The sequence below is a fragment of the Paraburkholderia sp. J69-1 genome, assembly GCF_905220255.1.
GTDB lineage: Bacteria > Pseudomonadota > Gammaproteobacteria > Burkholderiales > Burkholderiaceae > Paraburkholderia.
On the sequence record NZ_CAJMZG010000007.1, the window covers coordinates 323,590 to 338,401 of the forward strand.

Annotated in this window: 13 protein-coding genes; 11 read left to right on the top strand and 2 right to left on the bottom strand. The window is 61.5% G+C overall.

Features of this window, described 5'->3' with window-relative positions:
- Window positions 1-56: 56 nt before the first annotated feature.
- Entirely contained in the window at window positions 57-626 is a 570-nt protein-coding gene (locus U5A67_RS15465; protein WP_321815014.1) for a cupin domain-containing protein, read from the bottom strand.
- A gap of 427 nt (window positions 627-1,053) precedes the next feature.
- On the opposite strand from U5A67_RS15465, the gene U5A67_RS15470 reads away from it, so the two are divergent.
- From U5A67_RS15470 to U5A67_RS15520, 11 genes are all read left to right on the top strand, one after another.
- Complete coding sequence (locus tag U5A67_RS15470; protein WP_224013171.1) at window positions 1,054-1,278, top strand: hypothetical protein; 225 nt, start codon at window positions 1,054-1,056, stop codon at window positions 1,276-1,278.
- A gap of 295 nt (window positions 1,279-1,573) precedes the next feature.
- Window positions 1,574-2,380: a gamma-glutamyl-gamma-aminobutyrate hydrolase family protein gene (locus U5A67_RS15475; protein WP_321815013.1), complete on the top strand. Its 807-nt coding sequence runs from the start codon at window positions 1,574-1,576 to the stop codon at window positions 2,378-2,380.
- Window positions 2,381-2,411: 31 nt separating this feature from the next.
- Entirely contained in the window at window positions 2,412-3,746 is a 1,335-nt protein-coding gene (locus tag U5A67_RS15480; protein ID WP_205984404.1) for a glutamine synthetase family protein, read from the top strand.
- 18 nt (window positions 3,747-3,764) lie between these two features.
- The gene (locus U5A67_RS15485) at window positions 3,765-5,207 is read left to right on the top strand and encodes an aspartate aminotransferase family protein (RefSeq protein ID WP_321815012.1); all 1,443 of its coding nucleotides are present in this window, start codon (window positions 3,765-3,767) and stop codon (window positions 5,205-5,207) included.
- A gap of 79 nt (window positions 5,208-5,286) precedes the next feature.
- The gene (locus U5A67_RS15490) at window positions 5,287-6,402 is read left to right on the top strand and encodes a polyamine ABC transporter substrate-binding protein (RefSeq protein ID WP_205984406.1); all 1,116 of its coding nucleotides are present in this window, start codon (window positions 5,287-5,289) and stop codon (window positions 6,400-6,402) included.
- Between the two features lie 308 nt (window positions 6,403-6,710).
- On the top strand, window positions 6,711-7,862 hold the full coding sequence (locus U5A67_RS15495; RefSeq protein WP_205984407.1) for an ABC transporter ATP-binding protein: 1,152 nt from the start codon (window positions 6,711-6,713) through the stop codon (window positions 7,860-7,862).
- A 16-nt stretch (window positions 7,863-7,878) separates the two neighbouring features.
- Complete coding sequence (locus tag U5A67_RS15500; RefSeq protein WP_205984408.1) at window positions 7,879-8,847, top strand: ABC transporter permease subunit; 969 nt, start codon at window positions 7,879-7,881, stop codon at window positions 8,845-8,847.
- On the top strand, window positions 8,844-9,755 hold the full coding sequence (locus U5A67_RS15505; RefSeq protein ID WP_321815011.1) for an ABC transporter permease subunit: 912 nt from the start codon (window positions 8,844-8,846) through the stop codon (window positions 9,753-9,755). Before U5A67_RS15500 ends, U5A67_RS15505 begins: the two co-directional genes overlap by 4 nt.
- Before the next feature lie 153 nt (window positions 9,756-9,908).
- Complete coding sequence (locus U5A67_RS15510) at window positions 9,909-11,516, top strand: DUF3138 family protein (protein WP_205984410.1); 1,608 nt, start codon at window positions 9,909-9,911, stop codon at window positions 11,514-11,516.
- Window positions 11,517-11,587: 71 nt separating this feature from the next.
- On the top strand, window positions 11,588-12,880 hold the full coding sequence (locus tag U5A67_RS15515) for an FAD-binding oxidoreductase (RefSeq protein ID WP_321815010.1): 1,293 nt from the start codon (window positions 11,588-11,590) through the stop codon (window positions 12,878-12,880).
- A 27-nt stretch (window positions 12,881-12,907) separates the two neighbouring features.
- On the top strand, window positions 12,908-14,212 hold the full coding sequence (locus U5A67_RS15520) for an FAD-dependent oxidoreductase (RefSeq protein ID WP_321815009.1): 1,305 nt from the start codon (window positions 12,908-12,910) through the stop codon (window positions 14,210-14,212).
- Here U5A67_RS15520 and U5A67_RS15525 read toward each other — a convergent pair.
- Window positions 14,188-14,766 (bottom strand): GNAT family N-acetyltransferase, encoded by a 579-nt coding sequence (locus tag U5A67_RS15525; RefSeq protein WP_321815008.1) that lies wholly within the window; start codon window positions 14,764-14,766, stop codon window positions 14,188-14,190. The two genes, U5A67_RS15520 and U5A67_RS15525, sit on opposite strands and share 25 nt — an antisense overlap.
- Window positions 14,767-14,812: the final 46 nt, after the last annotated feature.

A 14,812-nucleotide genomic window follows, 5' to 3' on the forward strand; every position in this document is an offset into this window, starting at 1 on the left:
ATAGGCTGCGGCGGCACGACGAACCGGATATGCGCAGAAACGCGGGATGCGAAGCGTCAGAAAGTAGGCGGCGAATTCGCCGACACCACTTCGCAGACCTCGTTTGCGCTGGGATTGCGAAACCGGTGCGGGAAGCGACTTTCGAAGTAATAGCTGTCGCCGGGGTCGAGCAGCCAGGTGGTGCCGTCCACGGTCAGTTCGATCTGGCCCGCCACCACCACGCCGCCTTCGTGCCCCGCGTGCGATAGCATTTCGGGGCCGGTATCGGCGAGCGGTTGATACACCTCGCGCAGGATGCCCATGTTGCGGTCCTTCACGTTCGCGCCCGCCAGATAGAACTCGATGGCGTCGTTGCCGAGGTTCGGCATCTCGCCGCGGCGCGAGACCACGCTCGCGCCCTCGTTGAGATCAAATGTGAAGAATTCCGCGAGACTCATCGGGATGCATTCAAGCAACTTCTTGAGTGATCCTACCGAGGGACTGACGCGACTTTGCTCGATAAGCGAAATCGCACCATTCGTGACGCCCGCGCGCTTGGCCAGCTCGCGTTGCGACAAGCCATAACGCTTGCGCACGTAGCGCAGACGCGTGGCAACTTCAGAGGAAACAGAAACGGACTCGGACACGTTTGATGAACCGGTTGGGTCAGGAAATTCAGTGAAAGCGCACGCTGAAAAGACGACGGACAACAACACGGCGGTGCGGTGACGTGTTGAATATTCTAATCAGTTTGCTTTTTTTTGCGTCAGTACTAACCCCTGTAAGTTATTCGAAATATAAATACAGTGCTGCATATTTCGTACTGCGCGACGTTTGCAGGAGTCTTGGGGAAAGTGCTGACATAAAAAACGTAAAAAAATAATTGACGGCCTTTTTGGCTCGTATATGCTGAAACACAGGTCGATCGAACGATGAAAAACGCAATACATTGCGTAGCAGCAAGCAATCAATGCTCAATACATCGAACGACACCTATGTGTGATGCCGGCAAGCGCAGTTTTCATGCCGTGCATCCAAATCAACCGTGATCAACACACCCAGTCGAGTGTAATTGTGAGAGTCCGTGGCCCTCTGGTGAGATGGGATCGAAGTCATGCGAGGTGTCTTCGCAGTGACTGCGCCGCCATCGCCGATGGCAGTAGCGGCAGGCTTGCCTCTCGTCCGCTTCTGTCCGTCTTCACAATCCTTTCCCGTCGGTCCGTCCGTCGCCATAACGCCGTCTCTGCACGCGCCTTCATTGCGGTGCATACCGACGAAGTCGCGTCGCTGCTGCCCTAGCGCCTCTCCTTCCTGCGCCGTTCGTTTCATTCGCCGTCGATCGCCTGCGAGTTGTCTTGCTGCGCGCGAACGATGTGGATGCGCACGCCTGAACACCGTCGCGCCCCACACCGGCAGGAAACGAACCGCGTACATGATCTCCACGCGCAGCGCGATCCGTTAGCGCCGCTGCGCTCCGCATCTCAAGGTTTGCGGCCGTGTGTCCTGCACGGTTGCAAGGTCATGTCACGCCTGAAGCATCGCTGAAAACCGATTCAAATGCGTTGCGACAGGAAGAAGAAATAAGACGTTAGTCATGCGAACCAAACCATTGATTGGAGTTACTGCCGATCGCACCATGATGGGGCCGCACGCGTCGCACGTGGCGGGCGAGAAGTACATCGCCGCCGCCGTGGACGGTTCGGACGGGCTCGCGTTCGTGCTGCCCGCGCTGGGCGAGCGGCAGGCTACGGCGGACATTCTGGACGCCGTGGACGGCCTGCTCTTCACCGGCAGCTACTCGAACGTCGAGCCGCATCGTTACGGCGGCCCGGCAAGCGCTGCGGGCACGCTGCACGATCCCGCACGCGACGCCACCACGCTGCCGCTGCTGCGCGCAGCCATCGACGCCGGCGTGCCGGTGCTCGCCATCTGCCGCGGCTTTCAGGAAATGAACGTGGTCTTCGGCGGCACGCTGCACCAGGAAGTGCACGCGGTGGAAGGCCTGCACGATCACCGTGAAAACAAGGCCGATCCGCTCGAGACGCAATACGGTCCCGCGCACACCATCGCGCTGCTGGAAGGCGGTCTGCTGCACAAGCTCGCAGGCGGCGCACGCGAAGCGCAGGTGAATTCGCTGCACAGTCAGGGTATCGACACACTCGGTCACGGACTCGTTGCGGACGCAACGGCCGCCGACGGACTGGTCGAAGCCATTACCGTTGCGGGCGCAAGCACTTTCGCGCTGGGCGTTCAGTGGCATCCGGAATGGCTGCACGCGCAAAACGCCCTTTCCACCGCTATCTTCCGCGCCTTTGGCGAAGCCTGCCGCGCCCGCATGCTGGCCCGAGCGCCGGGCGGGGCCGCACGCCAACCCGCTCGCGCGCACGCCGCGCAGGTCTGACGCCGGCCCACACAGAATAGAGAGAACGAACATGCACGACATCGACGAATTCCTGAAGAAACATCACATCACCGAAATCGAAGCCATTATCCCGGACATGGCCGGCATCGCGCGCGGCAAGATCATTCCGCGCAGCAAGTTCGAATCGGGTGAATCCATGCGCCTGCCACAGGCCGTGATGATCCAGACCGTGACCGGCGACTACCCGGAAGACGGCAGCCTCACCGGCGTCACCGACCCGGACATGGTCTGCGTGCCGGATGCTTCGACCATCCGCATCATTCCGTGGGCCACCGATCCCACCGCGCAGGTGATCCACGACTGCGTGCACTTCGACGGCTCGCCGGTTGAAATCTCGCCGCGCCGTGTGCTGCGCCGCGTGCTGGAACTCTATGAAGCGAAGGGCTGGAAGCCCATCATCGCGCCGGAACTGGAGTTCTATCTCGTCGATATGAACAAGGACCCGGATATTCCTCTCGCGCCGCCGATCGGCCGCACGGGCCGCCCGGAAACGGGCCGCCAGGCGTATTCGATCGAAGCGGTCAACGAGTTCGATCCGCTGTTCGAAGACATCTACGAGTACTGCGATATTCAGGACCTCGAAGTCGATACGCTGATTCACGAAGTGGGCGCGGCCCAGATGGAGATCAACTTCATGCACGGCGAGCCGCTGGGTCTGGCCGACCGCGTGTTCCTGTTCAAGCGCACGGTGCGCGAAGCGGCGCTGCGTCACCATATGTACGCCACCTTCATGGCGAAGCCAATGGAGAACGAGCCGGGCTCGGCGATGCACATTCACCAGAGTCTCGTTTCGGCGGAAAGCGGCCAGAACCTCTTCACGGGCGCGGACGGCAAGCCTACGGACATGTTCCATGCGTATATCGCCGGTCTGCAGAAGTACACCCCGGCACTGATGCCGATCTTCGCGCCGTACATCAATTCGTATCGCCGTCTGTCGCGCTTCATGGCCGCGCCGATCAACGTGGCCTGGGGTTACGACAACCGCACCGTGGGCTTCCGCGTGCCGTATTCGTCGCCGGCTGCACGCCGCGTGGAAAACCGTATTCCGGGCGTGGACACGAACCCGTACCTCGCGATTGCCGCCACGCTGGCCGCCGGTTATCTGGGCATGACGCAACATCTCAAGCCCACCGAACCGCTCGTGAGCGACGGCTATGCGCTGCCGTACCAACTGCCGCGCAACCTTGAAGAAGGTCTCACGCTGATGAGCGGTTGCGAACCGCTGAACGACATCCTCGGCGAGAAGTTCGTGCGCGCCTACCTCGCGCTCAAGGAAACCGAATACGAAGCGTATTTCCGCGTGATCAGCTCGTGGGAACGCAAGCACCTGCTGCTGCACGTGTAATAGAAAGGAGACAGAGAAATGAACTATCGGATCGACGCCCCCGCCAGCGCACTCCAGGAAGTGCCGACGACGTTGCGCGCGCAAGCAACGCAAGGCGCCCGCAGCACGGCCGAATATCGCGCGCTCGACGCGGCGCACCACATCCATCCGTTCTCGGACATGGGCTCGCTCAACAAGAGCGGCAGCCGTGTGATCGTGAAGGCCAAGGGCGTGTATCTGTGGGACTCGGAAGGCAATCAGATCATCGACGGCATGGCGGGTCTGTGGTGCGTGAACGTGGGTTATGGCCGCAAGGAACTGGCCGATGCCGCGTACACGCAGATGCAGGAACTGCCGTACTACAACACCTTCTTCAAGACCACGCACCCGCCGGTGATCGAGCTTTCCGCGCTGCTCGCGGAGCTTTCGCCGGAGCCCTTCAATCACTTCTTCTATTGCAACAGCGGCTCGGAAGGCAATGACACGGTGCTGCGCATCGTGCATCAATTCTGGCTCGCGCAAGGCAAGCCTTCGAAGAAGGTCGTCATCTCGCGCAAGAACGGCTATCACGGTTCGACCATTGCGGGCGGCACGCTCGGCGGCATGGGCTATATGCACGAGCAGATGCCCTCGAAGGTCGAGAACATCGTGCACATCGACCAGCCGTATTTCTACGGCGAAGCCGAAGGCAACATGACGCCGGAGGAATTCGGCCTCGCACGTGCACAGCAGCTCGAAGCGAAGATTCTCGAAGTGGGCGCAGAGAACGTCGCCGCGTTTATCGGCGAGCCGTTCCAGGGCGCGGGCGGCGTGATTTTCCCGGCATCGACGTACTGGCCGGAAATCCAGCGTATCTGCCGCAAGTACGACATTCTGCTGTGCGCCGACGAGGTGATCGGCGGTTTCGGGCGCACCGGCGAATGGTTCGCGCATCAGCATTTCGGTTTCGAGCCCGATCTCATCACGATGGCCAAGGGCCTGACGAGCGGTTATGTGCCGATGGGCGCAGTCGGCCTGCACGATCGCGTGGCGAAGGTGCTGATCGAGAACGGCGACTTCAATCATGGCCTCACGTACTCGGGCCATCCGGTGGCGGCCGCCGTGGCCGTGGCGAACCTCAAGCTGCTGCGCGACGAGAAGATCGTCGAGCGCGTGAAGACGGACACGGGCCCGTATTTCCAGCAGCAGTTGCGCGAGACCTTCGCGAATCATCCGATCATCGGCGACATTTCTGGTGCGGGCCTCGTGGCCGGTCTGCAGCTCGCCGAAGATCCGAAGGCGCGCAAGCGCTTCGCGAATGGCGGCGACGTGGGCACGATCTGCCGCGACTTCTGCTTCAACGGCAACCTCATCATGCGCGCCACGGGCGACCGCATGCTGCTCTCGCCGCCGCTGGTGGTTACGCGCGGCGAGATCGACGAAATCGTGTCGAAGGCGAAAAAGGCCATCGACGCAACCGCGCAGCAACTGGGACTTTCGTAACGCTGCTTCTGTAAGGGCCGGCGGCGCACAACGGGGTGCGGGCGCCGCCCGCCGACTTTCATCATCTGGGGAAATCAACATGAGTGTCAGACATCTTCGTCATGCCGTCGCACTGGCCGCGCTCGCAGTCTGCGCGGGTCTCACGGCGAGCCAGCCGGCTCGCGCCGCAGACGACTCATTGAACGTCTACAACTGGTCCGACTACATCGCGAAAGACACGATCCCGAACTTCGAAAAGCAGACGGGTATTCACGTCAAGTACGACAACTACGATAGCGACGACACGCTGCAGGCCAAGCTGCTGGCCGGCAGCTCGGGTTACGACATCGTGGTGCCGACCTCGAACTACATGGCCAAGCAGATTCAGGCCGGCGTGTACCAGAAGCTGGACAAGTCCAAGATCCCCAATCTGTCGAATCTCGACCCTGTGTTGATGCACATGATTGCGGACGCCGATCCGGGCAACCAGTACGGCGTGCCCTGGGCGTACGGCACCGACGGTATCGGCTACAACCAGGAAGCCGTCGAAAAAGCCCTTGGCGCCAGTGCTCCGCTCGATAGCTGGTCGCTGATTTTCGATCCGGCCAATCTCTCGAAGCTCAAGGGTTGCGGCGTCTCGTTCCTCGATCAGGCCGCCGACGCTTTTGCCGCCACGCTGCAATACATGGGCAAGAACCCCAACAGCACGAATCCGGCCGACTATCAGGCCGCGTATGAAACGCTGAAGAAAGTCCGTCCGTACATCACGCAGTTCAATTCGTCGGGCTACATCAACGACCTCGTGAACAACGACATCTGCGTCGCGTTCGCCTGGTCGGGCGACGTGGGCATCGCTCACCGCCGTGCCGAAGAAGCGAAGCGTTCGTATCACATCAAGTTCACCAATCCGAAGGAAGGCGGCCTGCTGTGGTTCGACGTGATGGTCGTGCCGAAGGACGCTCCGCACCCCGAAGCCGCGATGAAGTGGATCAACTACATCTCGGACCCGAAGGTCAACGCCGCGATCACCAACGAAGTCTTCTACCCGACCGCCAACAAGGCGGCGCGCCAGTTCGTGACGCCGGGCGTGGCACAGGACCCGACCGTTTATCCGGGCGACGAAGTCCTCAAGAAGATGACGCTGATGAAGCCGATGCCGGCCGAAATCCTGCGCCTCGAAAACCGTCTCTGGTCGCAGTTGAAGACGGGCCACTGAGCGCCTAACCCCGTCGGGATATCAGATAGACAACCGTCGACGAACGGCTGAATCCCGCAGGAGATGGAAGGAGACAAAGCGCGGATGAGGGATCGCTCGACCCCTCTCCGCCAGAAGTCCGCTGTTCGAAGTCCGGCTGAGCGCGCCGCCCCCGATTAACGACGACGCGCCAGTCTCCAACGAGCTCCGTTCGCAGTACTGACGTCCGCGAGTCGCTTTAGCGCCCCGTGCGGGACGGCTCATGCCTGCGTTTATACGCGGCACGCAAGAACGGGCAGTACCGCGATCAGAAAGGAACCAGTTACATCATGAATTCGACGTCCCAAGTCAATGCCTCCGAAGCCGCGCGCGCTGCCGCGACGGCCAACTCCCGCGACGCTTTCGTACGCATCGAAAACGTCGTCAAGAAGTTCGGCGACAGCGTCGCCGTCAATAACGTGAGCCTGAACATCGCGAAGAACGAGCTCTTTGCGCTGCTCGGCAGCTCGGGTTGCGGCAAGTCCACGCTGCTGCGCATGCTCGCGGGTCTCGAAACCGCCACCTCCGGCAAGATCTTTGTCGATGGCGAAGACCTCGCGACGCTGCCGCCGTATCGCCGCCCCGTCAACATGATGTTCCAGTCGTACGCGCTTTTCCCGCATATGAGCGTGGAATCGAACGTCGCCTTCGGCCTCAAACAGGAAGGCGTGCCCAAGAACGAAATCAAGGAACGCGTGGCCGATGCGCTCAATCTCGTGCAGATGAGCCGCTACGCGAAGCGCAAGCCGCATCAGCTTTCCGGCGGCCAGCAGCAGCGTGTTGCACTGGCGCGTTCGCTGGTCAAGCGCCCCAAACTGCTGCTGCTCGACGAGCCGATGTCGGCGCTCGATAAAAAGATCCGCCAGAAGACCCAGCTCGAACTGGTGAACATCATCGAGAAGGTCGATGTCACCTGCGTGATGGTCACGCACGATCAGGAAGAAGCGATGACGATGGCCAACCGCCTCGCGGTCATGAGCGAAGGCCGCATCGTGCAGATCGGTTCGCCCAGCGAAGTCTATGAGTTTCCGAATAGCCGCTTCTCCGCCGAATTTATCGGCTCGACCAATCTGTTCGAAGGCAAGGTCGTCGAGGACGAGCCGGATCATATTTTCGTCGAAAGCGAAGACCTCGAAACGCGCATGTATGTGAGCCATGGCGTGACCGGGCCGCTGGGCATGCCGGTGGGCATTTCGGTGCGCCCCGAGCGCGTGCGCGTGACGCGCGAGAAGCCGGGTACGCCGCACAACTGGGCGCGTGGCGTGGTCTCGGACGTGGCCTATATGGGCAGCTATTCGCTCTATCACGTGCGTCTGCCGGGTGGCAAGGTGGTGGTGTCGAATCTCTCCAGCTCGCAACTGATGAACGATGGCGCACCGGCCTGGAACGACGATGTCTTTGTCTCGTGGTCGCCGGCCAGCGGCGTCGTGCTCACGGCATGATGAGGAGGATGACTAAATGAGTTCCGTTCCCTCGACTTCCTCTTCCGGCGCGCCGCAAGGCGTAGCCCGGCGCGGCGCGCTCGCGCGCATCCTCTCGCGCTTCGTGCCGTCGGGCCGCAGCACTGTGATCGGCGTGCCGTTCATCTGGCTCGCGCTGTTCTTCGCGCTGCCTTTCGTGCTGGTGCTCAAGATCAGCTTCGCCGATCAGGTCATGGGCATTCCGCCCTATTCAAACCTGGTCGAGATGAAGGACGGCATGGTGCATCTCGCCCTGCAGCTCTCGCACTATGCGTTCCTGCTGCAGGACAGCCTCTATATCGCCACCTATATCAGCTCGCTGAAGATGGCGGCGGTATCGACGTTCTTCTGTCTGCTGATTGGTTATCCCATCGCCTACTACATTGCGCGCTCGAATCCCGCGACGCGCAATCTGCTGATGATGGGCGTGATGCTGCCTTTCTGGACCTCGTTCCTGATTCGCGTCTATGCGTGGATCGGCATTCTCAAGGACGACGGCCTGCTCAATCACGCGCTGATTGCCATCGGCCTGATTCACTCGCCGCTGCGCCTTTATCACAGCGATGCGGGTGTCTATATCGGCATGGTCTATTCGTATCTGCCGTTCATGGTGATGCCGCTTTACGCGCACCTCTGCAAGATGGATCTCACGCTGCTCGAAGCCGCGTATGACCTGGGCGCGAAGCCGTGGGTGGCGTTCACGCAGATCACGCTGCCGCTGTCCAAGAACGGGATTATCGCGGGCAGCCTGCTCGTGTTCATTCCGGCGGTGGGCGAATACGTGATTCCCGAACTGCTCGGCGGCGCGGACACGCTCATGATCGGCCGCGTCATGTGGGACGAGTTCTTCAACAACATGGACTGGCCGATGGCCTCCGCCGTCACCGTCGCCATGGTGCTGCTGCTGCTCGTGCCGATGGCCGTCTTTCAGTACTACCAGGTCAAGGAACTGGAGGAAAGCAAATGATCAAGCCCAATCGCGCGATTTCCACCAGTGTTCTCACACTCGGCTTTCTGTTTCTGTATATCCCGATCATCAGTCTCATTGTTTATTCATTCAACGAATCGAAACTGGTCACGGTGTGGTCGGGCTTTTCGCTCAAGTGGTATGCGGCGTTGCTGCAGGATGACGAGCTGCTTTCGGCGGCGTGGCTCTCGCTGAAGATCGGTCTGATGACGGCGTTTGCTTCGGTTGTGATCGGTACGTGGGCGGGTTTTGTGCTCGCCCGCATGGGTCGATTCCGCGGCTTCACGCTCTACACCGGCATGATCAATGCACCGCTGGTGATTCCTGAAGTGATCCAGGGCATCTCGCTGCTGCTGCTTTTCGTGGCCCTTCAGCAGATGATCGGCTGGCCCGCAGGGCGCGGCATTCTCACGATCTGGATCGGTCACGTGATGCTGTGCGTGTCGTATGTGGCGATCATCGTGCAGTCGCGGGTGAAGGAGATGAATAAGTCGCTCGAAGAGGCCGCACTCGATCTGGGCGCCACGCCGCTGAAGGTGTTCTTCGTCATCACATTGCCGCTGATCTCGCAGGCGCTGCTGTCGGGCTGGCTGCTCTCGTTCACGCTCTCCATCGACGATCTGGTGCTCTCCGCGTTTCTTTCGGGCCCGGGCTCGACGACGCTGCCGCTCGTGGTGTTCTCGCGTGTGCGTCTCGGTCTGAACCCGGAAATGAATGCGCTCGCCACGCTCTTTATCTCGGCCGTGACGATTGGCGTGATCGCCGTGAATCAGTTGATGAGCGCGCGGGAAAAGAAGCGCATGCGCGATATGCAGATGGCGTTTGCGCTGCCCGATCCGGCTGAAACCGCAACGGCTGGCACGCCGGCCGGTGCAGTGGGCGCGCCAATCGGCCGCCGCGCCGCGTGATTGCTGAATCGCGAGTCTGACTAGCTAGAAATACGGCACGCGTCGCGATGACGCGTGCCGCAATAAAACGGCCAGCAGTACAGAACAGCACCATTGAAATAGAAGAACTACGTGTCGAAACGCCTGCAATACCGACCCATAAGGAGAATGTCGATGAAGAAGAAGTTAATCTGTCTGCTGGTGGCCGGGGCACTGCCGGGGCTCGCATTCGCGGACTCGACCAGCGATCAGATCAAGGCCCTGCAGCAGCAGTTGAATGCCCTGCAAAAAGAGGTGAAATCGCTCAAGAGCGAACTCGCCGGATCGAAGACCACGGCAAAGGGTTCGTCGAAGCTGGCTATTGCGCCCGCGGCAGCCGCGTCGGGAGCCACGACCACGGCGGCCGCGCCTGAAGTCGACATCTCCTCGCCCGATTACGGCAAGGCGCCTGCGCACCTGACCAACGACGATGTCGACTCGATGAAGCAGCAGATCGCGAGCCAGCAATTGAAGGTCGATTCGCTTTCGGATGCCGCCTCGACCGGCCCGATCGCAGGTCTGTCGATCACCGGTTATATCGACCCGTCGTATATCTATAACCGCGCGGCAGGCTCTTCGTCGTTCCTGTTCGCAAACCACGAAAGCTCGTACAACTACTTCAACAGCACGTTCGGCGATCTTTACCTCGACATCAAGAAGACGTTCGGTGTCGGCCCGATGGCGCCGTCGGCGGAAATCACGCTCATGCCCAACCGCGGCAACGGCATCACGCTGCTGGCCAACGAGCATGGCGACATCGGCAACAACATCCTGAATACGGCGGTCGTCACGGTGCCGATCACCGCGACGCAGACCTTCGTGGCCGGTTTGATGCCGAGCTTCGGCGGTTACGAGGTGCAGCAGTCGAACCAGATGCTGACCCTCACGCACAACCTGCTGTACGACTTCTCGGACCCGGGCAGCTACGTGGGCGTGGGCTGGAATTACACGCCGGACGGCAGCCAGTGGGCCTTCAAGTTCATGCTGGGTAACGAGCAATACCGCACCTACGGCTCGGTCACGCAGACCGGCACGAACGCGCTGGGCGACCCGATCACCACCAGCAACAAGATCCCGACCTTCACGGCGCGCGCGGATTACACGATGTCGAGCGCACTCGATATCGGCGGCTCGATCAATATCGGTCGTCAGACGCTGTCGAGCGCCACCGATTCGACGACAGGCCAGGTGGTCTACGGGCCGGGCGGTCAGGCCACGAGTTCGGGCGGCTACTTCTTCTTTGGCGAAGTCGACGCAAGCTACACCGCTGCCGACATCCAGTACAACGCCGAAGTCGATTACGGCCAGCAGCAGCGCGCGGCGTACAACGGCGGCAACGCGCAGTGGTACGGCTTCTCGCTGCTCGCGCACCGCAAGTTCAATGCGCCGGTGGTGGGCCGCATGGGCGTGACCGCCCGTTACGACCTGCTCGTGGATAGCAAGAACGGCGGCGGCGGCGGCGGCGTGGCGCTCAACGGCAACGGTATGGACCCGTACAACGGCTTCGGCATTGGTGCGGACTGCCTGGCAAATTCGGAAGCCAATGGCGGCCTGGGCTTCCAGTGCAAGGGCGCCGTGCGTCAGGACGTAGCGCTCGACCTGCTGTTCTACCCGACCCAGCAGATCACGGTGAAGGTCGAATATCGCCACGACTGGGCTTCGCAGAACGTGTTCCTGCGTAACGACGGTTCGTACAGCAAGAGCAATGACTTGCTGGGAGCGCAGTTCATCTACTCGTTCTAAGGAGTGGAGAGCGGGCGGCGCGCCTGCGGAACGTCCGCATCGCCGCCCGCTTTATTTCATACGTCTTTTCTATGCTCAAATTCGCCAATCAGTCTCACGCGCCGTCCTGGTACGCAGCCACGGCCAACGACGCCACCCGCCATCCCGCACTGCAAGGCACGCTCGACGCCGATGTCTGCGTGATCGGCGCGGGCCTCACCGGCGTCTCGACCGCCCTCAATCTTGCCGAACGCGGCTATCGCGTGGCGCTGCTCGAAGCGTCGAAGGTCGGATGGGCGGCAAGCGGGCGCAACGGCGGACAGCTGATTGGCGGCTTCGCCTGCGGTATCGACACGTTCAGGCAGTTCATGAACGAAAGCGAAGTGCAGCAGATGTGGGCGATGGGGCTCGAAACGCTCGACATCGTGAAGTCGCGCGTGGCGAAGCACAATATCGACTGCGCGCTCACCGAAGGCTATTTCACCGCCGCCAACAAAGCGCGCGACGTGGACGATCTCAAGCGTTGGCGCGACGAAGCCGCGCAGCGCTTTGGCTATGACCGCTTTCGTTATGTCGATGGCGATGGCGTGGGCCAGTACGTGCAATCGGCGCGCTATCCCGGCGGTCTTTACGATCCCGATAGCGGCCATCTGCATCCGCTCAATTACACGCTGGGTCTCGCACGCGCGGCACGCGAAGCCGGCGTGCAGATTTTCGAAGACAGCGCCGTTACGCGCGTTCGCAACGAACACGACGGCCACACGATCGAAACCGCGCAAGGCAAGGTGCGCGCGAAATTCGTTGTGCTCGCATGCAATACCTATCTGGGCGAACTCGCGCCGGAACTCGCTCGCAAGATCATGCCGGTGGGCACCTATGTGATCGCCACCGAACCGCTCGGCAAGGATCGCATGGCCGCGCTGATGCCCGCGCAGGCGGCTGTCTGCGATAGCCGCTTCGTGCTCGATTACTTCCGCCCCGCGCCCGACACGCGCATGCTCTGGGGCGGCAAGGTCAGCTATTCGACTTTCGAGCCGCGAAATCTGGGCGAAGCGATGCGCAGCGACATGCTCAAGACCTTCCCGCAACTCGCCGATGTGAAGGTCGATTACGCGTGGGGCGGCTTTGTCGATATCACCATGAATCGCGCGCCGCATTTTGGCCGCCTCTCGCCTACGGTATATTTTGCGCAAGGCTTTTCAGGCCACGGCGTCAATACGACCGGGCTCGCAGGGACACTGATTGCCGAAGCGATCCACGGCCAGGCCGCGCGCTTCGACCTGTTCGGCAAGATCCGCCATCGCGACTTCCCCGGCGGCGCGACACTGCGCACCCCTGCCCTCGTGCTGGCGATGGCGTGGTATCGCATGAAAGACCTGCTTTGATGGACCTGCTTTAACGGATAACCCTCGATGAAACTAGACCTCGACGCCCAGGCGGACGTGCTCGCCCGCCACTCCTATTACGAAGCCACTGCCACGCGCCCCGCCGACGACGACCCGGTTTTCGAAGGCGTTGTCGACGCGGATGTCTGCGTGATCGGTGCGGGTTTCTCGGGCTTGTCGGTGGCGCTCGAATGCCGTGCGCGCGGCTTGTCGGTGGTGGTGCTCGACGCGCATCGGCCGGGTTGGGGCGCGTCGGGCCGCAATGGCGGGCAAACGCTGGTGGGCTTCGCGAAAGACGAAGTGCTGGAAAAGCAGTTTGGTCCGCAAGGTATTCGTGCGGCGTGGGCGCTGTCGATCGAAGGCGTCGCACTCGTGAAGGAGCGCATCGCCCGTTACGGGATCGAGTGCGATTTCACCTCGGGCTTTGCAACGGTCGCCACGAAGCCCAAGCGCGTGCCCAGTCTGCGTTCGTGGATGGAGGCGGCGCGCACGCGTTGGGGTTACGACAAGCTCGAATGGCTCGATACCGATGCCACGCGTGCGCGCGTGAATTCGCAAAGCTATCTGGCGGGCGTGTTCGACCCGGTGTCGGGTCATCTGCATCCGCTCAAGTATTGCCTCGGGCTTGCCGCTGCCGCGCGCAAGGAAGGCGCGCAACTGTTCGCGCATTCGCGCGTGCTCGATGTAGTGCGCGGCGCGAAACCGGTGGTAAAAACCGCGCGCGGCGAAGTACGCTGCCGCTTCGTCGTTTCGTGCTGCAACGCCGCGCCCGGCGGCGTGCTGCCCGCGCCCGTGGAAGCGCGCATCGCGCCCATCGCCTCGTACATCATCGCGACCGAACCGCTGGGCCGCGAGCGCGCCGATGCGCTCATGCCGGGCCGCGCCGCGATTTGCGACAACAACTTCTTCCTCGATTATTTCCGTTTGTCGGCAGACAATCGCCTGTTGTTCGGCGGCCGGGCAGATTCCACGGGCGCGGCCCCAGCGCGACTGACCGAAGCGATGAAGACGCGCATGACCGGCGTATTCCCGCAACTCGAAGGCGTGAACGTGGAATATGCGTGGGGCGGATTCGTCGACGTCACACGTAATCGCGCGCCGGATTTTGGCGCAGTGGACCCGAATTACTACTACGTGCAAGGCTTTTCCGGGCACGGCGTCGCGCTCACCGGCATCGCGGGGCGCGTGGTCGCGCAGGCCATCGCGGGCGAGCGCGCGTCGTTCGAGCTGTTTTCACAGGTACGTCACGCGCGTTTTCCAGGCGGACCGGCGTGGCGTCGGCCCGCTCTGGAAATCGGCATGATGTATCACCGCGTACTGGAGATGTTCTGATCGAGCGCGTGCTGCACTTTGTAGAGCGCGAAGGTCTTTCTCGCCTTGAAGCCCAGCCGTTCGTATAGCGCGATGGCCGATGTATTGTCATCGCGCACGTGAAGAAATGGGGTGTCGCCGCGCTGTCGAATCTCGTTGCGAAGCAGGTTCATCAAACGCGCGGCGATGCCCCTGCCGCGATAATCGTCGTCCACGCAGACTGCGCTGATTTCGACAAAGCCGTCGAGACGCATGCGCTCTCCCGCCATGGCGATGAGTTTTTCGCCGTCACGAATACCGATGTAGTTTCCGGTTTCGATCGTTCGGATACCGAATGGTCCAGGCTTCGCGCGCTCAACCAGATTGAGCATCGCGGTGACGTCTTTCGTTTCGAGCCGTATGACGTCGCTGTGCTCGGGCATTGCAACGCTTTCTTCGTCTGCCATTTGCACCAGCGAAAACATCCGCTCGGTGTGGATGCCAGCGACCTCCGGAAGATCCGTCGTCGATGGCAGCACGGCGAATTCATCGCGCGCAAGCAGTTCGCCGAGTGCGCCAAGCGCCTCTTCCGTCATGGCTTCCAGACCCGCGAACGGCGCCACCGCAACATCGTAGCGGCGC